The organism is Venatorbacter sp. C2-1 (assembly GCF_022832715.1).
GTDB classification, from domain to species: Bacteria; Pseudomonadota; Gammaproteobacteria; order Pseudomonadales; family Oceanobacteraceae; genus Venatoribacter; species Venatoribacter alkanivorans.
Window position 1 is genome coordinate 533,081 of record NZ_CP094879.1, and the last position, 25,267, is coordinate 558,347.

Annotated in this window: 22 protein-coding genes; 17 read left to right on the plus strand and 5 right to left on the minus strand. The window is 54.1% G+C overall.

Annotated elements, in window-relative coordinates; all coding sequences use genetic code 11:
- The first annotated feature begins 115 nt into the window (after nt 1–115).
- The 8 genes from rpsF to MT343_RS02350 all read left to right on the plus strand — a co-directional run bounded on the left by rpsF (nt 116) and on the right by MT343_RS02350 (nt 5,845).
- Complete coding sequence (gene rpsF, locus MT343_RS02315) at nt 116–541, plus strand: 30S ribosomal protein S6 (protein ID WP_145470896.1); 426 nt, start codon at nt 116–118, stop codon at nt 539–541.
- A 15-nt stretch (nt 542–556) separates the two neighbouring features.
- On the plus strand, nt 557–787 hold the full coding sequence (gene rpsR / locus MT343_RS02320; RefSeq protein WP_145470898.1) for a 30S ribosomal protein S18: 231 nt from the start codon (nt 557–559) through the stop codon (nt 785–787).
- Between the two features lie 152 nt (nt 788–939).
- On the plus strand, nt 940–1,800 hold the full coding sequence (locus MT343_RS02325; protein ID WP_145470900.1) for a hypothetical protein: 861 nt from the start codon (nt 940–942) through the stop codon (nt 1,798–1,800).
- Between the two features lie 24 nt (nt 1,801–1,824).
- On the plus strand, nt 1,825–2,271 hold the full coding sequence (rplI, locus tag MT343_RS02330) for a 50S ribosomal protein L9 (RefSeq protein ID WP_145470901.1): 447 nt from the start codon (nt 1,825–1,827) through the stop codon (nt 2,269–2,271).
- A gap of 167 nt (nt 2,272–2,438) precedes the next feature.
- Nucleotides 2,439–3,839, plus strand: coding sequence for a replicative DNA helicase (gene dnaB, locus MT343_RS02335; protein ID WP_145470902.1), 1,401 nt, complete (start codon nt 2,439–2,441; stop codon nt 3,837–3,839).
- 51 nt (nt 3,840–3,890) lie between these two features.
- Nucleotides 3,891–4,505, plus strand: a complete 615-nt coding sequence (locus tag MT343_RS02340; RefSeq protein ID WP_145470904.1) for a GNAT family N-acetyltransferase — start codon at nt 3,891–3,893, stop codon at nt 4,503–4,505.
- On the plus strand, nt 4,502–5,032 hold the full coding sequence (locus tag MT343_RS02345) for a GNAT family N-acetyltransferase (protein ID WP_145470905.1): 531 nt from the start codon (nt 4,502–4,504) through the stop codon (nt 5,030–5,032). Before MT343_RS02340 ends, MT343_RS02345 begins: the two co-directional genes overlap by 4 nt.
- Before the next feature lie 27 nt (nt 5,033–5,059).
- A complete protein-coding gene (locus MT343_RS02350) occupies nt 5,060–5,845 on the plus strand; it encodes a hypothetical protein (protein ID WP_145470907.1) in 786 nt (261 codons plus the stop codon).
- Between the two features lie 92 nt (nt 5,846–5,937).
- Here MT343_RS02350 and MT343_RS02355 read toward each other — a convergent pair whose 3' ends face one another.
- Nucleotides 5,938–6,654 (minus strand): hypothetical protein, encoded by a 717-nt coding sequence (locus tag MT343_RS02355; protein ID WP_145470908.1) that lies wholly within the window; start codon nt 6,652–6,654, stop codon nt 5,938–5,940.
- Between the two features lie 198 nt (nt 6,655–6,852).
- Between MT343_RS02355 and MT343_RS02360 the strand changes: the two genes are divergently transcribed.
- Nucleotides 6,853–7,485, plus strand: a complete 633-nt coding sequence (locus tag MT343_RS02360; protein ID WP_145470910.1) for a glycoside hydrolase family 25 protein — start codon at nt 6,853–6,855, stop codon at nt 7,483–7,485.
- A 39-nt stretch (nt 7,486–7,524) separates the two neighbouring features.
- Here MT343_RS02360 and MT343_RS02365 read toward each other — a convergent pair whose 3' ends face one another.
- Together MT343_RS02365 and MT343_RS02370 are read right to left on the minus strand one after the other, a co-directional pair.
- Nucleotides 7,525–8,712, minus strand: a complete 1,188-nt coding sequence (locus MT343_RS02365) for an ABC transporter substrate-binding protein (RefSeq protein WP_145470911.1) — start codon at nt 8,710–8,712, stop codon at nt 7,525–7,527.
- A gap of 190 nt (nt 8,713–8,902) precedes the next feature.
- Nucleotides 8,903–10,927 carry a TonB-dependent copper receptor gene (locus MT343_RS02370; protein ID WP_145470912.1) on the minus strand — a complete coding sequence of 675 codons (2,025 nt, stop codon included), beginning with the start codon at nt 10,925–10,927 and terminating at the stop codon, nt 8,903–8,905.
- A 238-nt stretch (nt 10,928–11,165) separates the two neighbouring features.
- Between MT343_RS02370 and MT343_RS02375 the strand changes: the two genes are divergently transcribed.
- From MT343_RS02375 to MT343_RS02405, 6 genes are all read left to right on the plus strand, one after another.
- Nucleotides 11,166–11,666 (plus strand): FecR family protein, encoded by a 501-nt coding sequence (locus MT343_RS02375; RefSeq protein WP_186436033.1) that lies wholly within the window; start codon nt 11,166–11,168, stop codon nt 11,664–11,666.
- Between the two features lie 186 nt (nt 11,667–11,852).
- Nucleotides 11,853–12,383, plus strand: a complete 531-nt coding sequence (locus MT343_RS02380) for an RNA polymerase sigma factor (protein WP_186436034.1) — start codon at nt 11,853–11,855, stop codon at nt 12,381–12,383.
- A gap of 53 nt (nt 12,384–12,436) precedes the next feature.
- Nucleotides 12,437–13,477, plus strand: coding sequence for a FecR family protein (locus MT343_RS02385; protein ID WP_145470917.1), 1,041 nt, complete (start codon nt 12,437–12,439; stop codon nt 13,475–13,477).
- Nucleotides 13,478–13,490: 13 nt separating this feature from the next.
- Nucleotides 13,491–16,409 (plus strand): TonB-dependent receptor, encoded by a 2,919-nt coding sequence (locus tag MT343_RS02390; RefSeq protein ID WP_186436035.1) that lies wholly within the window; start codon nt 13,491–13,493, stop codon nt 16,407–16,409.
- 191 nt (nt 16,410–16,600) lie between these two features.
- Nucleotides 16,601–18,712 carry a phosphatase PAP2 family protein gene (locus MT343_RS19560; RefSeq protein ID WP_145470920.1) on the plus strand — a complete coding sequence of 704 codons (2,112 nt, stop codon included), beginning with the start codon at nt 16,601–16,603 and terminating at the stop codon, nt 18,710–18,712.
- Nucleotides 18,713–18,897: 185 nt separating this feature from the next.
- A complete protein-coding gene (locus MT343_RS02405; protein ID WP_145470922.1) occupies nt 18,898–20,622 on the plus strand; it encodes a jacalin-like lectin in 1,725 nt (574 codons plus the stop codon).
- Between the two features lie 782 nt (nt 20,623–21,404).
- On the opposite strand, the gene MT343_RS02410 is transcribed toward MT343_RS02405, so the two are convergent.
- Together MT343_RS02410 and MT343_RS02415 are read right to left on the minus strand one after the other, a co-directional pair.
- The gene (locus MT343_RS02410) at nt 21,405–22,073 is read right to left on the minus strand and encodes a replication protein P (RefSeq protein ID WP_145470924.1); all 669 of its coding nucleotides are present in this window, start codon (nt 22,071–22,073) and stop codon (nt 21,405–21,407) included.
- The gene (locus tag MT343_RS02415) at nt 21,982–23,274 is read right to left on the minus strand and encodes a DnaT-like ssDNA-binding domain-containing protein (protein WP_243989454.1); all 1,293 of its coding nucleotides are present in this window, start codon (nt 23,272–23,274) and stop codon (nt 21,982–21,984) included. The genes MT343_RS02410 and MT343_RS02415 overlap by 92 nt, the downstream gene beginning before the upstream one ends.
- Nucleotides 23,275–23,425: 151 nt before the next feature.
- On the opposite strand from MT343_RS02415, the gene alr reads away from it, so the two are divergent.
- Together alr and MT343_RS02425 are read left to right on the plus strand one after the other, a co-directional pair.
- Entirely contained in the window at nt 23,426–24,541 is a 1,116-nt protein-coding gene (alr, locus tag MT343_RS02420; RefSeq protein ID WP_145470927.1) for an alanine racemase, read from the plus strand.
- Nucleotides 24,542–24,605: 64 nt separating this feature from the next.
- On the plus strand, nt 24,606–25,244 hold the full coding sequence (locus MT343_RS02425) for a glutaredoxin domain-containing protein (protein WP_145470928.1): 639 nt from the start codon (nt 24,606–24,608) through the stop codon (nt 25,242–25,244).
- The last annotated feature ends 23 nt before the right edge of the window (nt 25,245–25,267 follow it).

Sequence of the window (25,267 nt, forward strand, 5' to 3'; positions counted from 1 at the left end):
AGACCTCTGGTAGACTCCGCGCTCCTTTTTATCCGTATATTGGCCCTCGGGCGAACAACGGACTCCTTGCCTTACCGGATGGGCCGGAAGGCTGACTACCCATAAGGAGTTGACAATGCGTCACTACGAAATCGTTTTTCTGGTTCACCCAGATCAAAGCGAGCAGGTACCTGCGATGGTTGAGCGTTACACTAACTCAATCGAAGCCGCTAACGGCAAAATTCACCGTTTCGAAGACTGGGGCCGTCGTCACCTGGCTTACCCGATCAACGATGTGCACAAAGCCCACTACATCCTGATGAACATCGAATGTACTCAGGAAGTTCTGGACGAACTGACCACCAACTTCCGTTACAACGACGCTGTTCTGCGTAACATGGTGATCCGTTGTGATGAAGCCATCACCGAAATCTCTCCGATCAAAGCTGCTGAAAGCCGCGAAGATCGTCGTCGTTCCGAGCCACGCGCTGAAGAATCTGAAAGCGCTGCGGAAGAAGCGGATGACGCTGACGAGATCGATTCTGACGATAACGCTGAATAAGAGAGGATTTGAGTCATGGCACGTTTTTTCCGTCGTCGTAAGTTCTGCCGTTTCACTGCTGAAGGCGTAAGCCAGATCGATTACAAAGATCTGGATACCCTGAAAGGCTACATCACTGAAACTGGCAAAATCGTACCAAGCCGTATCACTGGTACCCGTGCTAAGTATCAGCGTCAGCTGTCTACTGCGATCAAGCGCGCGCGCTACATCGCACTGCTGCCGTACACTGATCAGCACGACAACTAAGTTCGCCTTCCCAAGCTGGCTGCGTTGATGCAGCGGCGTTAAAAATGCCCTCGGAATGCTCATGTATCACTTATACACTGCGCTTCCTCGGGCATTTTCGCCTTGCTTCATCGGCCTCGCCGACGCTTGGTTTGCGCAATTGAGTTAATAGTATGAAAGCACTGGCACGTTGGGCTATGACCGGACGCTGGCAGGCAGCTGTTGCTGCCGGTGGCTGTCTGGCTGTGCCACTGCTGTTCTGGATCGGAGCAGCCATTCTGGCGCTGGTTATCCTGCGTCAGGGTGTCCGTGAAGGGGGACAGGTGGTTTTATGGGCGGTTTTACCGGCCATCGCCTGGAGCGCCATTGGCGATCCGACCCCGTTACTCGTTGCCATTGGCACCAGCGCCATGGCCGCGTTGCTGCGCTACAGTATCCGCCTTGACTGGTCGATGCTGCTGGCCTGTGCTCTGGGCGTGCTGGTGTATCTGTTGTTGCCGCTGATGTTGTCTGAGGTTCTGCCTCAGGTTGTGGCCAGTAGTGAAACCGCCGTCAGTGAAGCACTGAAAGATCAGCCGGAATTACTGGCTCATCTGCAGCCACTGATCGCCCCGATGATCAGCGGAGTGCTTGCTGCTCTGCATGTGCTGGTATTTATTTTGTGTCTGTTACTGGGACGCTACTGGCAAAGCGAACTGTATAACCCCGGCGGCTTCGGCACCGAGTTTAAACAGCTGCGTTTGCCTCTGGCCTTCAGCTTGCCGGCAGTGCTGGTTTGTCTGACTGCCGGACAGTTGCAGCCTGAACTGGCAGGATTAACGCCCGTATTAACGGTACCGTTAATGATTGCTGGTCTGGCCTTGTTCCATGGTGTTGTGAAAATATCACAGGCCAGTCCGAACTGGATGTTGCTGGTGTATCTGGCACTGATGTTGTTCGGGCCTTACATGTACACATTACTAATTTTCGTAGCGTTGCTGGATAGTTTACTGAACATCCGCGCGCGACTAAAAGACACGGCGGGTAATGCATAGCCGCCCTGTAATGAGGATTTTAAGATGCAAATTATTCTGTTAGAAAAAGTAGCAAACCTGGGTTCACTGGGTGAACAGGTTAACGTTAAGCCAGGTTATGCCCGTAACTTCCTGTTCCCACAGGGTAAAGCGGTTCCTGCGACCAAAGCCAACGTTGAGCATTTCGAAGCCCGTCGTGCTGATCTGGAAGCTCAGGCAGCTGCCAAACTGGCTGATGCACAGGCCCGTAAAGAAAAAATCGAAGAAATCGAACTGTCTGTTGCTGTTAAAGCTGGCGACGAAGGCAAACTGTTCGGTTCTCTGGGCAACCGCGACATCGCAGACCTGATCTCTCAGGCTGGCGTTGAAGTGAGCAAAGCTGAAGTTCGTCTGCCAAATGGTCCTATCCGTGCCGTTGGCGAATTCGACATCGCGATTCACCTGCACGCAGAAGTGAACGCAACTCTGAAACTGCACGTAGTAGCAGAATAATTCAGAGGCTTGTTGTCGCCGCCTGGCCGATTGCCGGCTGGCAGCAATGAGCAAGATAAGGCACTATTAGCAGCCTGCTGATAGTGCCTTTTTTTATGTCCGCGCCATGACCGGAAGACGGGCCGCTATCACCTTTTATTGTCTGATCATCTCCGGGAATTGCTTGCATGAGTGAAGAGTATTCTGCACCGCCACATGAGCAGAGACAGGAAAACAGCCAGCGCACGCCGCCGCATTCGGTAGAGGCCGAGCAATCGGTGCTGGGCTCGCTGATGCTGGATGAGCGCGCCTGGGAAACGGTGGCTGAAACCCTGCAGGACAGTGACTTTTATCGTCACGACCACCGCCTGATTTTCCGTGCCATCAGACACCTGGTTGATCAGGAACAGCCGATTGACGTGGTCACCGTGGCCGAAGAGCTGGAAGAGCGCAGCAAGCTCGAGAGCGTCGGAGGTGCCGCCTACCTGAGCCGTCTGGTCGATATGACACCGTCGATCGACAACTGCGCAGCCTATGCCGAGATCGTGCGCGAGCGGGCGCAGCAGCGCCGCCTGATTGAAGCCGCCTCGGACATTATGGCCAAAGCCTATGAGCCGGAAGGTGAAACCTCGCTGACACTGGTGTCGGATGCCGAAAAAGCCATTGCCCAGATTGCCGAAGGCAGCCGTAAAGACGGTGGCCCGCAACTGGTGGCTCCGATCCTGAAAAATACCCTCGAACAGCTCGATCAGATGTTCAACCAGCCGGATGGTCTGACCGGCGTCACCACCGGCTTTAACGAGATTGATAACCGCACCTCGGGCTGGCAGAAAGCCGACCTGGTGATCGTCGCGGCGCGTCCGTCGATGGGTAAAACCACCTACGCCATGAACCTGGTGGAAAATGCGCTGCTGGCAACCAAGCGTCCGTGTCTGGTGTTCAGTCTGGAAATGCCGTCGGAATCCATCGTCATGCGTATGCTGTCGTCCATCGGCAAAATCGACCAGACCCGTATCCGTTCCGGTAAATTAATCGATGAAGACTGGCCGAAATTATCCGCTGCAGTGAATCTGTTAAAAGATCTGCCGCTGTATATCGACGATACCCCGGCGCTGACACCGCAGGAAATGCGTGCCCGCGCACGTAAAGTCTACCGCGAAAACAACAATGACCTGGCGCTGATCATGGTCGACTACCTGCAGCTGATGCGGGTGTCCGGACCATCGGAAGGCCGTACCCAGGAAATTTCGGAAATTTCGCGCACCCTGAAAGTGATCGCCAAAGAATTTAACTGCCCGATGATTGCTCTGTCGCAGCTTAACCGCTCCCTTGAGCAGCGGCCGAATAAACGCCCGGTGAACTCCGACCTGCGGGAATCCGGTGCGATCGAGCAGGACGCCGATATTATTCAGTTTATTTACCGCGACGAAGTGTATAACGAAGACACGCCGGACAAAGGTGTGGCCGAAATTATTACCGGTAAACACCGTAACGGTCCTATTGGTATCGACCGTCTGGCTTTTATCGGTAAATACACCCGCTTTGAGAATCTGGCCCGCCCTTATGACGGCGGCGATGATGAGTATTAATTAAAAACCCGCCGCTACTATGGTGGCGGGTTTTATCTCCTGGATTTCAGTATGAAATTTACCCCCGAATTATCCTTCTCCGGCGGTCGTGTCCGGCCGCTGACTTATGATGATGCCGATGCATTATTCGAGCTGTATCAGCACCCTGAATTACCGGGTCAGCGGGTACTGGATAATAAAGATAATCTGATCCGCATGGTGGATCTGAGCGTGCAGATGGCGGCGACGCAGCGCGGCATGATGTGGGCGCTGGAAGTGGATGGTGCCATCATCGGCATGGTCAGTGCTTTTGACTGGCAGCCATCACTGCTGCGCACCATGTTGCGCGTGGATGGTTTGCCGCAATTAACACTGGCGCAGCGCAGTGCAGCCTTGCAGGTATGTATGGATTTTATGGCGCAGAAATATCATCTGCGTAATTTTGGCTATCAGTGGATTGAAGGCCAGAACGAAGAATTTAAAACCATGCTCACTGAGTTGGGTTTTAAGCAGAGTGCTGTAATGCGTGATGCCTGGCGCAGCGGCGAACATTCGTTCGCCAATGTAGTGCAGTTTAATCTGGTACTGGATAAGAAAAAGCCGGTGGCCGGTCGCCTGGGGGAAGACAGTGATATTAATCCCGGCCAGAACCTGAATGCTGATAATAGTAACGGAGGTGTCGCATGAACTGGAATTTTTCTGCCGGTAATTTCAGCCTGCGTCTGCCGGTATCCGAGCAGGACGGTGATGCGCTGTTCGCCTTATTAAAAGAACAGAGCCGGGTTGATCATATTCCGCGTTCAGCCATGACGGTGGATGTTCAGGCGCTGGATGAGCTGCGCCGTATGGCAATGCGCTTTGAAACCCGCGAGGCCGCTTTCTGGCTGGTGGAAGGTCTGTACGATAAACAGCTGATTGCGCGTATCGGTATTCAGAAAATTAACTGGATGCTGAGTTGTGCCCAGTTGCAGTGGGAACTGAGCGACGCGGCCGACTTGCTGGTGTTGCAGGAAGTTATGCCACCACTGTTGAGTTTCTGCTTTAGCGAACTCGGGCTGCACCGTATTGAAGTGCGTCTGCGTGCTGGTTCTGAGCCGCACGAAACGCTGCTGCAGCAACTGGGTTTTCACTACGAAGGTTGCCTGCCTGCTCAGATTGAATATAACGACACCAGTGTCGATATGGCGTTGTACTCCAGATTGTCTACGGACTGAGATTGGTTGAGTAAAAAAGGAGTTATTTTGCGATACATTGCATTTTTGTTGTTTCCTCTGATCGCCATAACCGCTGTTGCGGGTGAGTTGGACAATTTTGAAGCTTCAGCCAATAAGCCTCAAAAGAAAAAAGCATCAACTTTGCCGAAGGCACCTGACAGTACAGGTTCAGACGAATTGGATGCGGATATCAGGGCATCTGCTATTGAGCTGACGGCGAAAATTGTTGGTGGTGTGATACTTTTAGGCACTGCGGGCAGCTTGAATGCAGCGAATGAACGCTTGGGAAGCGACGATGTGATTGTAGAGCTTCCGTATGATTGGTCTCTGTCTGATATGGCAACTCCCTTTGTTCAGGTAGATCTTGCTCGTGGCTCGGGTGATCACATTGAATGGCGGGATAAAAGAATCGAGGCTGGATTCGGCCCTGTCAGTGCATTTCATCGCAAATCTGTTTATCAGGAACCGGACACTGATGATGAAATGTACATCATAAACAACGGTTTTAATTATCGGCTTTTATTTGGTAAACGGGTTGAGGTTGATCTTGGCATTGGCAGATACCGTCTGACTGGGAATCAGCGTTACAGTAGTGAGTCTTTTCAGTTCGGATTAAATATTCAGATCACAGATAATGTGTGGCTGGATTATAACCGAACCTCGGTGAGTGGCAGGAACCTGAATCTGGCGGACAGTGAATATGCGGTGCTGTATGGCGTCAAGCATATATTCCTGAGCCTCGCGTACCGAAGTCTGGACGCTCAGGATTCTTCTCTGGATGGCTTAGTCACAGGCATAACTCTGCTCTACTAGATAATCTCTTAAAACCTGGATTCAGCGCTGATAAATTGTTTGCCGATATGGTGCTCCAGTTTATCCAACGATAACTGAAAACTGTTCAAGTATTAGAGCATTAGGGCCTGAATGGCCCGTTGCCCGTCGTGTTCGGCGGGCTCCGACATCATGCTGAGTTCCTGCAGCAATACCTTCAGAGTTTTGTTCCAGTCGGCGATAAATTGATCGCTGGCTTTGCTATAACGCCTGATGTTGGTGTCAATCCAGAACAGCTCACCGTTATCATTCGTCATCATATTGCGGAAGGATAAATCCCGGTACACACAGCAGGCATCGCGCAGGCGCTGCAGATCGCGTATCAGCTGGGTCAGTATTCTTTGCCGGGCAGTCTGATTACAATGACGGAAATGATGTTTGACGATGTCCACCGCCGGATGTTTTTCCATCAGGTAATAACCAGTTACCCCCCACAGATGCCCCGGAATAAAAGCCATACCGTATTCCAGAACAGTGGGGACGCGCAGGCCAATATTCTGCAGAAAAATACAGCTTCTCAGTTCGGCGGAAATTTTACTGGCACCAAAAAAGATACGCAGATTGTCGTGCCAGGTGCGCTGCTTAATGTACTTAACGATGTAACCTTCGGGAGTTTCAATCACCCGGGATATTTCATCGTTTTTAATTTCATGAGCGCTTTCTTCCTGCCAGTGCGGCGCCTGTGGTTTTCTGTGGACAATAAAGCACTGGCGCTGCCGGTCTTTATTAATCGTCCTTACTTTAAGGCTGTGCTCAGGAAACTGATTCAGTACGGAGGTGAAAAAAGGCATAGGTTTCTTGCCAAAAAAATGGGCGTCTGTTGCGATTCTGCCTGACCGGCAGATATTGCAGTCTATACGGTATTTGTCCTGCACTCCCGGATAATATAGGCTAGTCTGCATCTGAGAATCAGTGTTTCATTCACTGAATTTATCCGGCGCAGAGTTTCTGCCGGAACCCGCCTGCCATTTGCCGACAAGGAGTCTGCGATGCTTAACGCCGTCATCGACCTTTCCCACCATAATCAGATCAGCAGTTTCCAGCAGATAAAAGACGCCGGTATTCTTGCGGTTATTCATAAGGCCACCCAGGGGCAGAGTTACACCGATCCGACGTTCAGCAGCCATCGTGATGCTGCACATGGCGTGGGGCTGAAATTCGGTGCGTATCATTTTGGTACCGGTGGTGATGCTGTAGCACAGGCCGAGCATTTTCTCAGCGTAGCCGGCAACGATGGCCTGCTGGTGCTCGATTTTGAAGATAATACTCAGGGTCAGAGCATGACGCTGGCAGAAGCGGAAGCCTTTGTCAGCCATATTTATTCAGTAACCGGACGCTATCCCGGATTGTATTCCGGTAATACGCTGCGTGAAGCTCTGGCCGCAGCTGGTATTACCCGCCCGGAGCAAACGGTGCTGTCAAATTGCTGGTTGTGGCTGGCGCGTTACGGTGCTGCACCGGTTGTACCGTCACCATGGTCGCAGTGGACCCTGTGGCAATACACCGATGGTAATGTCGGTGATGAGCCGCATACCGTCGATGGTGTCGGCCCCTGTGACCGTGAGCAGTTTAATGGTACTGCCGGGGAGCTGGCGACATTCTGGGCGGCGCAATGCGGTTGAGAGAAGGCCGCCGATAATACGGTTCTGAAGTGATGTAAGTCAGTGGATTGTACGGTGCTGCTGGTGAGGACGGTTGCTGACGGTATCGTTCGCTGGCAGTAATAAACGTTGCATCACATCACGGGTATCAAAGGCATACTTCTGCGCGGATGTTCCGTGGCTGCGGGTCAGGCTGCGGAAATTCATACTCTGCCAGCGCTGCGGGTCCAACAGTTGTCGGTAACGGGCAAGATTACTGTGCGTAATAATATCCATGTGCCGCAGAATATTTGCTTCCTGTGCATCCGGCCCTTTGCCATTGGCGTGGTCGTAAATTATGGCCAGTGCCAGCGCACCATCCATAAACTGTCCTCCGGCGGAGGCGAATAATGAACCATCGTCAATGGCGTTGAGGGCTTCTGCTGTCCAGTCGGTACCGACAATCAGAATGTCTTTACCCGCATGCCGTCCGAGCGCCTGAGCTTGTTGTATGACAGCCATGGCCATTACATCGCTGGCCGTCCAGATCAGACTGGCAGACGGATAACGTTGCAGCAACGCCCAGCTTTGTCGCTGAGCGGTGTTGGCTGACCAGTTAGCGTGTACCAATTGCATCAACAGCGTATTGTCCTGCTCATTGATTGCCTGCAGCAGCCCTTCATTGCGTAAGACAGTGGCTGATGTATCACGCATGCCGGAGATACCAATCAGCTCTAATTTGCCGCTGGCGCCCTGCAATGATAAATGCCTGCCTTCGGCGATCAGTTGTCGGCTTAATTCATAACTGGCCTGGCGGTCATCCGGCATGATGCGCGCAAGAAAATGCGGAAATTTATCCTGCGGTGTACCCGCGTCTTTCTGATCCTGTTGCGGAATATCGGTACTGATGAGTAGCGTATAAACGCCAGCTTTTTCTGCAGCCTGAAGAATCTGCCAGCCCTGAGAAAAAAAGTAATTACATATCAGATAATCAGGAGGGTTTTCACGGTTAAGAATGTCGTAGGCTTGTTGCGTTGTGTGAAAGCGATTATCTGCGCCATACACAATTTCAAGATCAATCCCCAGATCTGCAGCTGCCGCCTGCATAAACTGTGTTTGCATATTCCAGAATAGATTGGCCGGAGTGCTTGGATTCAGCATGGTAACGCGAATACTATCTGGCGTTGCCTGACTCTGATTAGCCAGCAGCAGAACAATCATGATTCCTGCCAACAGGGCACTGCGTAAGGTTCCGGTGTGAGCGGTCATAACCCGAATAATCCATTATTACTGTTGCAACGGGGCAGTATAGCAGTGCTTATCGCGGTATTAATGTAACAGTGTGTTTAAGGCACCTCTGGATAATTCTTTGCCCGATATGGCTCCGGCCCCAATTCAGCAGATACTGATGTTGGGCCGGATAACCACGATATTGGCCGACGTTTCAGGGGCGGTTGTATTATTTAAACGCCCACTGCATTTTTAACCATAGTGTGCGTCCGGGTTCATTTACCCGGGTGGTGCTTTCGTAACCCGGAATAGCCGCACCGCTGCGGGAGATATGTTCGGCGTAGGTAACGTCAAACAGATTATCGATACCGGCGGTCAGCAGCATATCGTCCAGCGGGCGATAACCGGCATTCAGCGAGAACACATTAAAGCCACCGCTTTTACCAATATCCTGACCGACAATATTACCGCTGCCTTCAGCAACGCGGTTCTGCTCTGCGACTAAGCGCCATAACGCACCGGCTGACCATAAACCGTTGTCGTAATTCAGACCGAAGCGGGCTTCGAGAGGAGGCATCTGGCCCAGTGCGCGGTGGTCGCTGTCGTTTTCGCCATGCACCCAGGCGAGGGTGGCGGTGCTGTTCCAGCCGGGGGTAAATTCCCAGCGGCTGTCGGCTTCTGCACCGTAGCTGGTGGCGTCGATATTACGTGCATTACTGGCAAAGGCACTCACCTCCGGCAGGGTTTCAATCAGGATGTAATCTTTGTGTTTGGTATAAAATGCCGATACCGATGCCTGCACATCCTTGCTGTTGTGCAGCGCGCCGATATCCAGCTGAGTGGTTTTTTCCGGATCAATATCAAAGGTTGATGCCATGCCTGTCATCATAGTGCTGGTGGCTGCCGGATTTTTACTGCGCTCCCAGTAATCGGCAGCACGTTCGCTGTGTCCCAGGCCGGCGTATAAACGATTGGTGCTGTTCAGCTGGTGTTCGTAGCGGATAAAACCATTACGCAGCGTGTTGTTGTCATCTGTGTCACTGGTGGTTTTATTGCTGCGTAAATCTTCGGCTTTATCTTTATTGATGCGTACACCGGCATGCACACTGTGGCCAGCGTTATAGCGATGATCCAGTTCGGCATAAATACCGTTGCTGGCGAAGCGCATATCATCCACACGGCTCAGGCTTTCGTAATCCGGTGTGCCACTCATGCTGCTGGCTTTACGCAGCGAGTGTTCATTGCGCTGGGTATCAACGCCGATTTCCAGTTCAGTCGTATTACTTAATGCCAGCGTGCTGCTGAGGCTGGCACCTTTGGTTAAACGATCCGGGTTGGAAACCATTTTCATACCGCTGTTAGCGCGTAATGAATAATTATCCATCACGTGGTCAACGTAATTGCGGTAAATACGGGCTTTTACGTTATTAAACAGCGGCGAGATATTTTCCTGTTCGTAGCTCAGTCCCAGATTGGAACGATCGAATTCTGCGCCGTCCATACTGCGGTCGCCGTAGCGTGCTTCACCATCGCTTCTGGCGCCGCTCAGTTCGATGCGGGTATCGTTATCCGGCGTCCAGCCCAGTGCTGCGTTGGTACTCCAGCGGGTATAGGCCGAGTGTACTTCGTTGCCGTCACCGTCTTCATAGTTATTGGCGTCGGAGCGGGTACCGCTTAAATCGATATAGCCTTTCTGGCCACCGGCCAGCAGATGGGCAACCTGATCGTTACGGTCGGCGCTGCCTGCCAGCAGGCTGACTTCGCCCTGTACCGGCGTAGTGGAAAAATCCGGCGCAGCACGTTCAAACATCACCACACCGGCACTGTTGCCGGGGCCGTATTTAACCGTTTGCGGGCCTTTTAATACGGTCACTTCGTCATAGGCTTCGGGGAAAACATAAGCGGTGGGCGGGTCCATACGCATACCGCAGCCGCCGAGAATCATTTCACCATCCAGTAAAATGCCCAGGCGTGATGCTGCCATGCCACGGAATACCGGATCACCGTCGGTACCGCCTTTGCGGATCACTGAAAAGCCAGGAATATTCTTTAATAAATCGGCACCATCATGGGCAGGAATGGGCTGGCGCGGCGCTTTCGGGTCGGTGGTAACTGTCAGTACATCGCTCATTGGCGGAGCGGTAACCACCATCGGCTCCAGTTGGGTTGCAGTATCAGCTTCTGCCGCCAGAGCATTCTGCACGCTCAGGGAAGTAATCAGAAACGCTAATAACGATGGTCGGAAGGCCGGCATAAATACTCCGCAATAAAAAGATAAATACATCAATGGCGCGCAGGGTAACTGCTGGGGCGCCTGTGCGGGATGCGACAGGGTGTCGCAGGGCTGATATGCGTCAGTTATTGCCTGTCTGGCCGGCGTTAGCGAAAAGTCTCATGCCTGAGAATGGATTGCGGTGTTAGGGTAATTGTTCTGTCACAGTGGCAGCCCATAACAACAAAATCACCCGATCCGGAATGATATGAGGCCTTTTATGGCAGGACGATACGACTCTTCCGCAGAGCATCAGGCAACACCGGGCAACCCGCGTATGCTGCTGGCCGCGTTACTGCTGCTGGTGGGGGTGCCATTGCTGGTGTATCTGTTTCTGGCCCCCGCACAGAATGAACAGGCGGCGGATGTGGAAACCTACAGCACGGTGAGCGCCGAACAGCGTGCGCTGCGGCTGGATGACGGTTCAGAATTACGCCTGCAGGAAAACAGCAGCGTGGCCGTGCGTTACAGCGCAGAGCAGCGCCGCGTGCAGCTGTTGCGTGGTGAAGTGCTGTTTATTATTGCTCCTGACAATGCCCGGCCTTTCTGGGCGCAGGCCGGAACCCTGAGACTGCGCGCCGATGCCAGTGCTTTTGCACTGCAGATGGGCGAGGGGGTTGTGGCACTTGAAGTACTGGAAGGCAGTGTGCGTGCACAGTCTGGCGGTGGTGTGCAGACACTGAATGCCGGCGAGCGGGTAGAACTGGCACTCAGCCGCTGAATTATTTTCCGTTGTAATGTCCCCCTTTGACGCCTTGCGGCGTCTTCTTCCCTTTAATTAGTGTGAACAGGCCCTGGAGCAGCGCATGGCTGCTCAGCCGTTCCGGCATAATTCGGGGGTTTATTCATAATGTTGTCATCCGCCGCTGGCAGATTGCGCCCTTCTGTATGCGATATCGGGGGCTCCATGTCAGCAGGCAAGTCATATTCTGCCGGGGTTAAGTGTAATCAGCCTCAGGCTTATGCTCAGCAGCTGACCGGGCATCTGCCGAATATCCGCAACTATATTGCCAGCCGGGTGTACAACCATCAGGACGTGGACGACCTGCTGCACGACACTCTGGTGCGCGCATTAACGGCGGTGGCGAAAAAACCGGTGGATAACCTGCTGGCGTATAGCCTGACCGTGGCCCGCAGTGTGGTTTTTGATTATTGGAACCGTAACCGCCAGCAGCCATCCGGCAGTGACAGCGTACCGGAAATGGCATCCATCCCCTTGGACGATGTGCATATTCAGGCGCAGAAGCTGGAACAACTAGAAAAAATCCTGCAGCAGCTGCCGCCATTAAGACGGCAGGTTTTTATCATGCGCCGCTTACAGGGCAAATCGCGTGAAGCGATTGCGCAGGAATTAAATATGAACATCGAAGCCGTTAAAAAACACATCACCAGAGCCACGCTGAGCATTGCGGAAGCCATGGAAAAAAGTGGCTGTTAATCCGGCGCCGGCCGACCGCCGGAATTGAAAAGTTAGTGCGGAATACGCGGTATATGACCATACAAACAACAGACAATAACATCCGTGAACAGGCTGCAGACTGGTACGACCGGCTGCATGAGCTGAACGCGGCAGAACAGCAACAATATCAACGCTGGCTGATGCAAAGCCCGCAGCATGCGGCAGCCATGAGCTGGCTGCAGCAACAGCTGGGTGAACACGACGAGGCGTTATTAATCGCGCTGGAACGTGTGGCCACAGCAAACCACAAAGCTCCGTCAGTTGCGGTGGCAGAGGGCGAGGAGGTTTTGCCAGCCAGGGGAACAAAACTGCTGCAAACACTGTGGCAAAAGCTGCGGCCTGTATCCGGCCCGCGCTGGTGGCCGGCACCGGCGGCACTTGCCATGATGCTGGCACTGGTGCTGGCTTATCCGCTGCTAATGCAGCCGTCTGTACCGGCTGTTCAGCCGCTCAGTTTTAATACCGCCGTGGGCGAGCAGCGCCGTGAGCGCCTGGCGGATGGTTCAGAAATACACCTGAATGCCGGTTCTGCGGTATCGGTGGTGCTGGAGGAAAAACAGCGGCTGGTCAGCCTGACTCAGGGCGAAGCCTATTTTTCGGTCGCAGCCGATAAGCAGCGACCGTTTTATGTTGATACCGGCAAGGTGCAGATCCGGGTTGTCGGTACCGCATTTAATGTGGATAACACCGCCGGAGCGGTCAGTGTTGTGGTTGAGCATGGCGAAGTAAGGGTAACGCTCGCCGGGCAGGAATGGACGCTGCATGCCGGTGACGGTGTGCGTATCAGTGCCGACCGTGGCGAACGTTTCCAGCGTGCCGTGGCATCCGACTGGCGTCAGGACTGGCGCCGTGCAGAGGCGGAACCGCTGGCTGATGTGGTCGCGCATTTACAGCGCTATTCGGCACGGCCCATCCGTTTGCAGGGCATTGAGCAGACGTTGCCGTTTTCCGGCCGTTATAACCAGAGCGATGTGGAAGGAACCCTCAGCCTGATTGCCAGTTTGTTTGATCTGTCACTGCAGGTCAGTGACGATCTGATACTGCTGTCGGGCAATGATCCGGAAACGCGCTGAAGAGCAACGGAACATGCGCAGCTGGCGCAGATTATGGCCGCAGCTGGGGCTCGGCCTGCTGCTGACCGGCAGCGCTTATACACAGGCCGCCAACCGCTGCTTCTATGATGGCGTCAGCCAGACAACCCTCAGTCATATTATTCAGCAGGTGTCTGACCGTTATCAGCTGGCGGTGCTGACCAATTATCCGCAGCCGGATACAACCTGGCTGGCACAGCCACTGGGTGATTGTTCGCTGAGCGAATTTCTTAACTATGCCACCGCCAACAGTGGCTGGCATTACCGCCAGACCGCTGCCGGAGTGGTGCTGGTTTTTCAGCCGCAGGATGCAACAGAAACGGCGGCCAACAACATCGCCGAAGAAGTCATCGTTACCGCAGCGCCTTTTATCCGCGATGCGTCGCTGGCCAGCCGTTATAACAGCAATACCCTCAGCACCCGCGCGACGTTATCCCGCGGTCAGCTAGCCGGAAATAATGATCTGACCTCATCCGTTGCGGCAACCAGCGCCGTGGCTTTCAGTCAGGAAGCCGGTATGGACCGCAACCTCAGCATCCGCGGTCTGGGGGCTGATTTTACCCGGGTATTGGTGAACGGCATGCCGATGCTGGCTACCGGTACCAGCATCGATGCGCGGGGCTCGGTGAATAATTCGCGCAGTTTTGATTTTGATACGTTGCCGCCGGGGCTTTTTACTCAGATCGAGCTGGATAAATCTGCGGCGGCGCGAACGGAAGAAGGTGCCATTGCTGGTTCGGTTGATTTACGCACACCGCTGCCGCTGGTGGATAACAACGTCGGCCAGCAATGGTTTGCGCTGCAGAATGAACAGAACCTCAGCCATGATGGTAAGGGGTTTGCCTTATCGGGTGGATTACAGGGGGCCCGCGATAATGGCACGGCAGGAACAATCGGCTGGTTAATCGGGCTGAGTTATCGTACCCGGGCAACTCAGGAGCGGGGATTTTCCACCGTACGCTGGCAAACCGCTGATTGGGGAGAGCAGCCGGCATTAAGTGTTGAACAGCAGACGCAGCTGGAAAATGGCGAAGTCTTTTATCCGCGCCATAACCGTTACGATATTCTCGATCGTGAACAGATTTCCTACGGCTTAAACAGCGCACTGCAATGGCATAACACCGGCTGGGGCGACTTTGACCTGACGGCCTTTATGGCCCGCAGTCAGCAAACCATGCACGAATACCATATCAGTTCGGCCGGACTGAAAACCCAGGACCTGAGTCATATCCGGGTTAACGATTTTGCAACCCGTCATGCCGGAATGGTGTACGGGAATTTTTCCGGCGTTGATATCCGCAGCGAACATAATTACGAAACCGACGAAACCCGCCTTGGCCAATTAAAATTTGACTGGTATTTACCGTTATCAGAACGCGTACGTCTGCATTCGGCGCTGGGTTACCAGCGCTCGGTTTTCGACAGTCCGGACCACGATAAAGTGACGCTGATGTCGTACGCTCAGGATTTCAGTTTTGATCTGCGCCAGAACGATCGCTTTGCGCTTAATCATTACGGCTTTGATATTACCAATCCGCAGGAATGGCAGCTGTATCAGATTAATCTGCGTGAAGATCAGGTAACGAATCAGTACCGCGTTGCTTCCTTCGAGCTCGACATTAAGCACAATGATAATTTCAGACACTTTGCCGGGACGCAGTTGCAGGGCTTTTTAAATGACCGCGCCGAGGGCGAATATAATAACAGTGACATTAATGGCCCGGTCGATGAATTTTACCAGCGTACCCCCGGTGATTTTTCCGCTGGTCCCGGGCCATCAGGACTGCCGCATCACTGGATTGTTGGCAGCCACGCGGTTATTGGCGCTCTTGGGACAAACACCGCACTGGTGCATGATCCGTTACAGCAGCGGCGGTTAAACGAATATACCTGGTCGTCCTGGTGGCAGACCTCTTACGAATTCTGGCAATGGCCGTGGCCACTGCGTGGCGATCTGGGCCTGCGTTATTCGGCTACCCGTCAACTTGTGCGCGGGCGCTGGTCGATAGACAGCGACAGCAGCGCCGTTAATAACCGCTCAGATTACGCTAACTGGTTACCGGCGTTTCATCTGGTTATGCAGGCGCGCGATGATTTATTGCTGCGTTTCGGTTATCGCCGTGATCTGGCGCGACCATCGATAGAAGACCTGACGTCACCCTTATTATTACGCAGCAGTGCCCGGCTGGTGGAAGGTGGTAATACCCAACTGCAACCGTCGCGCGCGCACTCGTTTGATGTCTCTGCGGAATGGTACGGTGATGAGCAGCAGTTTTTTTCCGCCGGATTATTTTATAAACGCATCGACAGTCTGGTCGTCGCGCAGGTTGAAGAACTGACGCTGGAGCAGTTGCCATATTACAACCCGCAATGGGATCAGCTGGCACTGAGCGACGGTTTATATACTTACCGGCGGCCGGTGAATGGGCCGGGAACCGATATCAGTGGTCTTGAACTGAACCTGAAACTGCCATTTTATTTTTTGCCCGCTGCGCTGCAGAATTTTGGCGTGCGGGTGAGCTATGCACTGAATCGAGGGCTGGTCCGTTATCCGCTGGATGACGGCGTTACCACCTTGCCAGCACCGGGATTATCACGCCATGTGGTTAACGGTGAATTATGGTTCCGCAACCAGAATGTCAGCGCCGGTCTGACATTAAAGGCGCGTTCGCAATATCTGACGCGGGTGCCGGGCGCGAATAATAATGATCGCGAAGGTGTGAATGCGTCATTAATTACCGGTGCTTATCTGCGCTGGAATGCCAGCCCGGAACTGACATTTTCTCTGGATGCCCGCAATCTCGGCAACGAACCCTTTGATCTTTTCGTTGATAAAACCAACCGGGTTTACAGTTATTCCACCACAGGTACAGAAATACTGGCCGGTATCAGTCTGAATTTTTCTGATCACTGAATATTCACTGCCCTAAACAATTCCAGCCTGTGGATATCCTGTTAGGAAAACTTCACAGAACTGTAATGTCCCCTTGTGCTGCTTAAGCCGGTCTTCACTGGTGTCTCTCTCAACATAGATCGCATGTTTTGCATGCGGTTTATGTCTTTTTAAATCTGACAAATTTTAAATCCGACAACCAAGTGAACGTTATGAATACTGAAAAAAACCTGAATAAACGCAACGGTCTGTATCTGGCCATGGTCGCGGCCGCTACGCTGATGCTGAGCGCCTGTGGCGACGATAATAACGATGACAACAGCACGGCAGACATCAGCAAACCGGTAATGCCTGCAGGCCTGGGTTTTGAGCAATATGTAGCAGCCCCTGATGCTGCCTATCCTTTGCCGGTGATTTTATACGGTAAAAATAATGGTCACAGTACGCTGAAATACAGCATTCATGACAACCCCTATCCACATGCCCTGAAAGGTATTAACAGCATCTGGAAAGGCACTAGTGACGCTTACCAGAGTGCCGCCAGCGGCAGCGGTCCGGACAGTTATGAAGCCAATCCGATTAAAAATGCAGCGGTCTGGGCGGCCAATATTGCCTACGTTGAAAAAGTTACGGCTGAGCGTTCTGACGAAGCAGCAATTCGCGCTTATCTCGATGACCGCCGCGGTAAAAGCTATTCCGTTGTTGATGGTTTTGGCCCGCTGACCGAAGACTATGTGGCGAACAGCGGCACCTATTACGATATTACCGAACCGACCGTGGCGCAGGTGCTGGAAGACAGCCATTACCTCGGCGACAGTGATGACAGCTGGACCTTTACCGGTGATGAAAACAGCGCGTTCGGCGCAGCCGTACGTTTCACCAATAATGTGCGTTACAACATGGCGGCAACATCAACCAGTGGTTCCAAATATATTTTCTCGACCCCGCGCCCGTGGCGTATGACCAGCACCGGTGCGGTGGAATATCTCGGCAATGATCTGCGTACCTGTATCAACAGCAGTGGTGCACCGGCAGACATTAATTTCGATATTTATAACAGCGATGTCAGTGTGATTCCGGGGCTGGTATGTGCCCGCCGTAAGAGTAACAGCGGTGATGAACAGAGCCTGCGCAAAGACGGTGGTTATCCGAGTGGTCACACCAATGCCGGTGTGGTGTCGTCATTGTCGCTGGCGTATGCCTTCCCGGAACGTTTTGCCGAGCATGTTGTGCGCGGTTCTGAGCTGGGTGAAAACCGTATTGTTGCCGGTATGCACTCGCCTGTGGATGTGATTGGTGGCCGCATTATGGCGTTGATGAGTGCGGCCGATGCGCTGAACACCACAGCAGGTTATGAGTCCGGCCAGGCCGCTTACAACCAGCTGCATGCTTTCTACGAAACCAAAGCCGCAGAAGCGGGTATGAGTCTGTACGACTATGCCCACCGCACTCTGGCAGAAGGTGAAACCGGCAGCGTTATCGAGGCCGACGGCGTTACCGTTAATGCCGATGTGTTTAACAATAATGACTACGATGACCACGCCGCGATCAAGGCGTTATACCGCTTCCGTATGACCTACGGTCTGCCACAGGACAGCAGCAAAGCCGGCCAGCCTGCGGTCGTGCCTGAAGGTGCGGAAGCCCTGCTGAAAACCCGCCAGCCTTATCTGTCCGATGCTCAGCGCCGGGCGGTGTTGTTTACTACCGAAGTCGATTCCGGCTATCCGATTCTGGATGACTCCAACGGCTGGGGACGCATTAATCTGGTCGATGCGGCTGACGGTTACGGCGCTTTCCTGGGTGATGTGAGCGTGACTATGGAAGCCAGTGATGGCGGTTTCTCTGCCCGTGACTGGTGGCGCAACGACATCAGCGGCGCCGGCAAGCTGAGCAAAGCCGGCAGTGGTCATCTGACGCTGACCGGTAACAACAGCTACAGCGGTGGCACCGTGATTAACGGCGGTACGCTGGAAGCAGCGTCTGCTTCGGCCTTCGGTCAGGGCGATCTGTTTGTGAACTCCGGTACGGCACTGGTTGATGCCCGTGGTGCATTGCAGCTGGGCGGCAATATCACCCTAAATGGCGCTGCAGTACTGAAGCTGGCCATGGATGCAGACAGCACTCAGGTTGCCACTGCTGAAACCCTGTTTATTGATGGTGCCACGCTGACTCTCGATTTTGCCGGCCTGACGCCGCAAAGCGGGGCTGCTTATACCTTGCTGCAGGCAGGTAAGGTTGCCGGTGAGTTCAGCCATGTGGATGCCGGTGATTACGGGGTAACGCTGGAATACACCGGCACCAGTGTCATCGCCCGTCTGAACTGATCGTTCATGGTGGCGGAAAACGAGTGGTTTTCCGCCATCTGGTCATGATGGGCCGCTGTTGGCATCTGGCGTGTTACGCAGCGGCCCGTGTTGTCCTGCCGCGGATGAGTTCTGATGTGGTACAAAAGTACCGCAATCTGATTGCGATGGGCCAAATAATAATCATAAATACGAAGGTAACGCTTATGAACAGATCCATGCTGACCGCCGGCATGATGCTGGCCGCACTCAGTGCCGCGCCTGCTCAGGTATCGGCCTCACAGGAAGGCAGCTTCAGTACTCTCACCTACAACGTGGCCGGTTTACTGGAATTGTTTTCCAGTGCGGTATCGCCGCGCCAGAGCGCCACGGAAGAGATCAGTTGTTATATCAACGAATTTGATGTGGTGAACGTGCAGGAAGATTTTAACTATCACGCCGCACTCTATGACACCTGCAACACCCATCCATACCGCTCCGCCACCACCGGCGGCATGGGCATTGGCAGCGGCCTGAATACCCTCAGCCGCTTTCCGTACAGCGACTGGGAACGGGTCCGCTGGAAAGACTGTAATGGCGTTGATTGTTTAACCCCTAAGGGCTTCACCCTGGCGCGCACCCGTCTGGCAGAAGGCGTGTATGTGGATATCTATAACCTGCATACCCAGGCTCAGGTGGGCGATGCCGATCTGGCTGCCCGTCGTGGCAATATCCGCCAGTTAATCAGCTATATCGATGCCAATTCTGCCGGTAATGCGGTGATCGTGATGGGCGATACCAACACCCGTTATACCCGCAGTGGCGATAACATCTGGGAACTGCTGAACCGTGGTTTCAGCGATGCCTGGCTCAAACTGTCGCGTAACGGCGACGTGCCGGTAAGCGGCGCTGATGCCCTGACCTGTGATCCGCAGACCTCGGCCCCGGATTGCGAAATTGTCGATAAAGTACTGTTCCGCGATAACGGTTTTGTCGGGCTGGATGCGGTCTATCACCTGCTGCGTCAGGACGACAACACCAGCGATGGTCTGCGTTTATCTGACCACCCACCGCTGCAGACTGACTTTGTTTATTCCACCCCGGCCGACCGCCGGCTGAGCGATCCTTTTGGTGGCCCGCACGGTACGCATTTTAACGATGTGGCGGTATTACCGCAGAATCCGGCTGTAAGCGGCGTTAATATCCGCGCCGGTTCCCGCGTTGACCGTATCGACCTGACCCTGAGCAACGGCTTCGTGCTATCGCACGGCGGTAATGGCGGTACGGATCATGTGCTGAACCTCAACAGTGGCGAATACCTGACGTCACTGCAGCTATGCAGCGGCCAGAAAGACGGCAGAACCCGTATCTTCTACAGCCGCTTTACCACCAGTCAGAACCGCAGCATAGCGGCGGGCTCAACCACCGGCAGCTGTCAGACCTTTAATGCTCCGGCTGGCTGGCAGATTGTTGGCCTGCATGGCCGCGCCGGTGAAGAGCTGGATAAAGCCGGTGTGGTTTACGCACCGTTCCAGGCGGGCAATATTCCGCCAGCGGTGGACTACGTGCAGTTTATTAATAATGCCTCCGGCCTGTGTCTGGATATCAGCAATGCCAACATGAGCAACGGCACCAACGTAGGCCAGTGGACCTGCAATAACGGCAACTGGCAGAAATGGCATTACGACGCCAGCAGCGGATTAATCCGCAGCCTGCAGGACAACCGCTTTTGTCTGGATAATGGCGGCAATTTTGCCAACGGCGCCAACCTGATGATCTGGCAGTGCAATGGCAATGCTAATCAGCGCTTCAGCCTGAATGCCGATGGCTCAGTAGCTATGCGTACATTACCGGAACAGGTGGTGGATGGTTACGGCAGCAATGCCGGAGATAACGCCGGAACCTGGTATAACTGGGGTGGGAATAACCAGCGCTGGACGCTGGTGCCTTAAGGACCGGGCTTAATAGCCGCTGCGCGGGCAGGCTTTGCGATTGATTAAAGCCTTTGCGGGGAAAGCCCCTGCGCCCCGCAAAGGCTTCTCACACGCAATCAGCGTTTCATCATGATTTAAATAAAAAAATCCCGGAGTATTCCGTAATTTTGTTCGCTTAATGTTTTAAATCATTTTGAAACGCCCTGTGCCTCCCAGGGGAACTTATCCCCTTGCCGGCGGGCCGACCCCAGCTTCGCGCTGTGCAGGCCTTTTTCCTCCATTCAGACCACCTCGGTCACGATAACGCGGATAATGGGCCATCCATGGCCCTATCCGCTCGCTCTGCATCCATGCAGAGACGTACCGGCTCAGTGCTCTTCATTCCGGCGTCCTGCAGGCGCATTGATTACTCCGCCAAGCGGCTTTTCAGAACGGACATTATTGTTCGATAAAAACGACGTTGCGGCCGGGATAAACCGCGCCTCTGGGCCCGCCGCCATGAGCGATGATTTTTACGATCTGTCTGGCATGGATGCCAGACAAGCGTATCCGGCCATGGATGGCCGATATACGCGTGGTCAGTAAAAACCGAGTGAATAAGGATGACGGGCCAGAAAGCGCAAAGCAGGGGTTTGGGGATAAGATCTCCAAGTTGGGGCGCAGGGGCTTGCCCCGCAAAGGCTTTGCGTGAATTACAAAAGCCTGCTCGCGCAGCGGCTATTTAATCCCTGAAAAGGATTCTCACGTACATGCATCGTTTTAAAATGATTTAAAGCGTTAAATGAACAGTGTTGCGAGCTTTAACTTAACTGCTTCTTCAGTTCCTGCAGCCGCTGTTGCTGCTCTTTACGCGGCAGCGGTGTCTCGCTGTGTTCGGGCAGCGCTTTGGCCACTTCCATCTCGATACTTTCGCCATTCTGCAGGCGCTTCAGCAATATTTCATAATTGCGTTTAAATACCGGGAAGGTTTTTTCTTCAATATTATTGGCCAGAAAAAACCAGTCGCTGGCACGGCCGGCGTAATACACCGCCGGATGGCTCCAGTTAAATTCTTTTTTCGGTGATGGCGCGCGGCAGGCTTCCATAAAAGCGGCGTGGGCCGAGGGTAAACCCAGGCTGTCGGCCACGTCGCAGCGGGCCAGTACTTCGTGCACACTGGGCAGAAAACTGCTTTCTTTTACCGCTCTTTCGGCGGCACGCATCATCACGTCACCACTGTATTCACCCAGCAGCCGCGCCCATAACCGCTTCGCCATAATCATGGTGTCGAGGTCGGGAAAGGCCTTTAAAAACTGGTTGTGATAATTAAAGCGGAACAGCTCAAAAATCTGGTTAATGGCTTCTTTCTGCTCAATGCTCGGCTCGTGCGCCAGGGCTTCACCAGCTGGTGTCTTTGAGTCGCTGGACGCTTGCTTCAGCTGTTGCGTAACCCGGTTGAGCAGTTGTGTGCTGGCCGGTGTGCGTGCCATAGGATTCTCCTGACGAAGTCTGGGCTAAACGCTTGCCCCATTGCTGTTTAACGTATTGCAGAAAACGGCTGTTCCAGCTGTTATGTACCTGATTGGAGTCGCGCCAGTAAAGCACAAATTCCGGTACCAGACCCTGAGCAAACTGACGGTCGATATGACCCATGGCGAGAATGTCGTAGCAGTCTTCCGCCGGTTGCCAGTTATCGGGAATACGGGTCGGCAGAGAGGAATGCTCCACCGAGGCACTGTAGCGCGCCCATTGCTGGCGCACCTGCTGAATAAACTTGCTGTTCCAGGTTTTAAACGCGTCGCCACGTTCGGCCCAGTAGAGTACAAACTCGGCCACAGCATCGGTAATAAACTGCGGGTCGATACCGGCACGCTGCAGAATCTGGCAGGCATCCTGGCTCGGCTGCCAGTCGAGACTGATGGGGGCAGCTTCATCCTGTGCCGGCTTAAAGGCACTGCGTTCCTGTATGCTAACGCCCGCCGCGGTGCCCTGAAAACCACGCTCAAGGGTGCGTTGTTGCTTCTGTGCATCGTTCTGAGTGAATACCCACTGACTCTTCACATGGCGGAAAAAGCGGGTGTTCCAGTCATTGCGGTTCGCGCCCTGTTCCTGTCCCTGCAGAATAAAGGTATCCAGCTGGGCCCAGGCAAAGCTGCGCGGAATACCGTGTTGTTCGAGTCGGGCGAGGGTGTCTTCCTGTGGCTGCCAGCGCGATTCCAGCGGCTGCTTAAAGTGGCCTGGCTGTGTAGGGGCAATGCTTTGCTGTGGCTGTGCTTCGCTGCCGGGTTGCGCACGCCCCTGTGGTTGCGCGGCGCTGAAGGCGTAAATCAGACCTTCGGCATCGGGAAACATCGGCCCCTGCAGGCTGAGCAGGCCTTTATCGAGCAGGCTGCGCAGTACCCGGCGGATGCTGACGTCATCCCAGAACGGCAGCTGATTGCGCAGCGCCTGATTATGCAGTCGCGCCCAATGCTGCCCCTGGATGCTGGCGGCATCGTTAAGCACGGTCAGCAGCACGGCTTCTTCCAGACCAATGGTCGCCGCCAGCGTTGCCGAGAGGGCAATGGTTTTGTCGGTAAACAGCGGGTGACTGGGCATGGTGATTTCCGTAGCGGGTTTGCAGCCAGAGGCAGCGGGTGTTTTTGCCGGACAGGCCTGACATAATGGCTGCCCGGCAGATTCTGCCGGCATTGTACTCCGGCGGCCCTGCACTAAATACCCGGCATTCCGTATCAGCGAACGATTCCCGCCATAGCGGTTACGGCGTTATTGATACCGGCATCACTGGTTGTGGCAGGGCCAAAGCGCTATTGTACCTATTTTCGAGGTTGTTCCCACGTCCATGACACGTCCAACGCGCGCATTAATCAACTGGTCTCACTTCCGCCACAATTACCAACTGGCCAAATCCGGCGTCAGCGGTAAGGCCTATGCGGTGATCAAAGCCAATGGCTACGGCCACGGGCTGGTCAACTGCGCCCGCGCCCTGAGCAGCGCCGACGGCTTTGCCGTGGCCTGTGTTGACGAGGCTCTGGCCCTGCGCGAAGCCGGTATCCGCCGTCCGCTGGTGGTGTTGCAGGGCGCTTACGACGCGCATGAATGGACACTGGCCGCCGAACACAAAATTCAGCTGGTGGTGCATCACCGCAAACAGCTGCAGGACCGGGCCAGCGCCACGCTGAGCCAGCCGGTGGGGGTGTGGCTGAAGATCAACAGCGGCATGAACCGTTTAGGGTTCCGCGTCAGCGAAGCCGACGACATCCTCGCCCTGATCGGCGCCGATGAACAACTGGAACTGCGCTATGTGATTTCGCACTTCTCCAGTGCCGATGAATGGCAGTCTCCGGTACTCGCCGCACAGCTTGATACCCTCTACAGCCGCGACTGGCCGGTGCCGCTGAGCATCAGCAACAGTGCCGGCCTGCTGACCGAAAAACGCATCAATGATGAACTGGTCGCCGAAGGTTTAAGCCGCCCCGGCATCATGCTCTATGGCAGCTCGCCGCTGAATTATAAAAGCGCTGCCGAGCTGGGCCTGAAAGCGGTAATGAGCCTCGAATCACAACTGATCAGCACCCACGACGTACCCGCCGGTGAAACCGTAGGCTACGGCGGTGACTGGACGGCTGAACGCGATACCCGCATCGGTGTTGTCGCTATTGGTTATGGCGACGGATATCCGCGCCATGCGCCGGCCGGCACGCCGGTGCTGGTGGACGGTGTTGAATGCCCGCTGATTGGCCGGGTGTCGATGGATATGATCACCGTCGATCTTACCGACCATCCGCACGCGCAGATCGGCTCGCCGGTTGAACTCTGGGGCGAGCATCTCAGCGTCGACCATATCGCAGAACTGTGTGGCACCATCAGCTATGAGTTGTTCTGCCAGCTGACGCCGCGGGTAAAACGCGTGGCGCGCGAACTGCCGAGCGATGGCGCAACAGTACTTAACCCCTGAGCTTTAATTTCCACAATCAGGACGTTTAACCGCAACCTGAATAAGCCATATAAGGATGTAAGGCATGAAAAAACTGCTGATACTGGCCGCGGCTGTCGCGGCCTATATTTACCTGCCGCTCGGCGACACCCTGAATGACTGGTTTGCCCGCATCAGCGGCTCCGGTGTGTATGACAGTGCTGGTAATCCACGGGCGGTATTGCTGATTAACAGCAGTTGCGGAGAGCCCTGCAATGACGCCAGCGCCGAACTGCGCCGCCGTTATATTGATGCCGAAATTGTTGTTACCGACCGCGACCCGCAAGGCGCAGAGCGTTACGGCAACCCGCGTACCGTGCCCACACTGCTGGTTGGCCGCGAACGTATGCAGGGCTACAACGCCGCTCACTATGCATCGGTTCTGGCCAATAACTTTGGCGAGCAGGCTTTAACCGCGCAGGAACAACGCATTTTTTCCAAACACTTTGATGACAACGGCGCTCCGCGCATTGTGCTCTATGGCACCACATGGTGTGGCTACTGCAAAAAACTGCGTGGTGAATTTGCCGAGCACAATGTTGATTATCTGGATTACGATGTGGAAAAACCCGCCAAACAAACCTGGCTATTAAAAGCGCTGGGTATAGGCGGTTACCCAACGGTGTATGTGGGTTATCAGCGCGTGCGCGGTACCGATTATGCGGCCGTTAAAAAACTGCTTTAAACGTATCAGACTTAGTTGTTGTC

What these genes read in the sequence shown, in the direction of transcription:
- rpsF (WP_145470896.1), top strand. Translation starts at nt 116, where the DNA reads ATGCGTCACTACGAAATCGTTTTTCTGGTTCACCCAGATCAAAGCGAG.
- rpsR (WP_145470898.1), top strand. Translation starts at nt 557, where the DNA reads ATGGCACGTTTTTTCCGTCGTCGTAAGTTCTGCCGTTTCACTGCTGAA.
- MT343_RS02325 (WP_145470900.1), top strand. Translation starts at nt 940, where the DNA reads ATGAAAGCACTGGCACGTTGGGCTATGACCGGACGCTGGCAGGCAGCT.
- rplI (WP_145470901.1), top strand. Translation starts at nt 1,825, where the DNA reads ATGCAAATTATTCTGTTAGAAAAAGTAGCAAACCTGGGTTCACTGGGT.
- dnaB (WP_145470902.1), top strand. Translation starts at nt 2,439, where the DNA reads ATGAGTGAAGAGTATTCTGCACCGCCACATGAGCAGAGACAGGAAAAC.
- MT343_RS02340 (WP_145470904.1), top strand. Translation starts at nt 3,891, where the DNA reads ATGAAATTTACCCCCGAATTATCCTTCTCCGGCGGTCGTGTCCGGCCG.
- MT343_RS02345 (WP_145470905.1), top strand. Translation starts at nt 4,502, where the DNA reads ATGAACTGGAATTTTTCTGCCGGTAATTTCAGCCTGCGTCTGCCGGTA.
- MT343_RS02355 (WP_145470908.1), bottom strand. Translation starts at nt 6,654, where the DNA reads ATGCCTTTTTTCACCTCCGTACTGAATCAGTTTCCTGAGCACAGCCTT.
- MT343_RS02360 (WP_145470910.1), top strand. Translation starts at nt 6,853, where the DNA reads ATGCTTAACGCCGTCATCGACCTTTCCCACCATAATCAGATCAGCAGT.
- MT343_RS02365 (WP_145470911.1), bottom strand. Translation starts at nt 8,712, where the DNA reads ATGACCGCTCACACCGGAACCTTACGCAGTGCCCTGTTGGCAGGAATC.
- MT343_RS02370 (WP_145470912.1), bottom strand. Translation starts at nt 10,927, where the DNA reads ATGCCGGCCTTCCGACCATCGTTATTAGCGTTTCTGATTACTTCCCTG.
- MT343_RS02375 (WP_186436033.1), top strand. Translation starts at nt 11,166, where the DNA reads ATGGCAGGACGATACGACTCTTCCGCAGAGCATCAGGCAACACCGGGC.
- MT343_RS02380 (WP_186436034.1), top strand. Translation starts at nt 11,853, where the DNA reads ATGTCAGCAGGCAAGTCATATTCTGCCGGGGTTAAGTGTAATCAGCCT.
- MT343_RS02385 (WP_145470917.1), top strand. Translation starts at nt 12,437, where the DNA reads ATGACCATACAAACAACAGACAATAACATCCGTGAACAGGCTGCAGAC.
- MT343_RS02390 (WP_186436035.1), top strand. Translation starts at nt 13,491, where the DNA reads ATGCGCAGCTGGCGCAGATTATGGCCGCAGCTGGGGCTCGGCCTGCTG.
- MT343_RS19560 (WP_145470920.1), top strand. Translation starts at nt 16,601, where the DNA reads ATGAATACTGAAAAAAACCTGAATAAACGCAACGGTCTGTATCTGGCC.
- MT343_RS02405 (WP_145470922.1), top strand. Translation starts at nt 18,898, where the DNA reads ATGAACAGATCCATGCTGACCGCCGGCATGATGCTGGCCGCACTCAGT.
- MT343_RS02410 (WP_145470924.1), bottom strand. Translation starts at nt 22,073, where the DNA reads ATGGCACGCACACCGGCCAGCACACAACTGCTCAACCGGGTTACGCAA.
- MT343_RS02415 (WP_243989454.1), bottom strand. Translation starts at nt 23,274, where the DNA reads ATGCCGGCAGAATCTGCCGGGCAGCCATTATGTCAGGCCTGTCCGGCA.
- alr (WP_145470927.1), top strand. Translation starts at nt 23,426, where the DNA reads ATGACACGTCCAACGCGCGCATTAATCAACTGGTCTCACTTCCGCCAC.
- MT343_RS02425 (WP_145470928.1), top strand. Translation starts at nt 24,606, where the DNA reads ATGAAAAAACTGCTGATACTGGCCGCGGCTGTCGCGGCCTATATTTAC.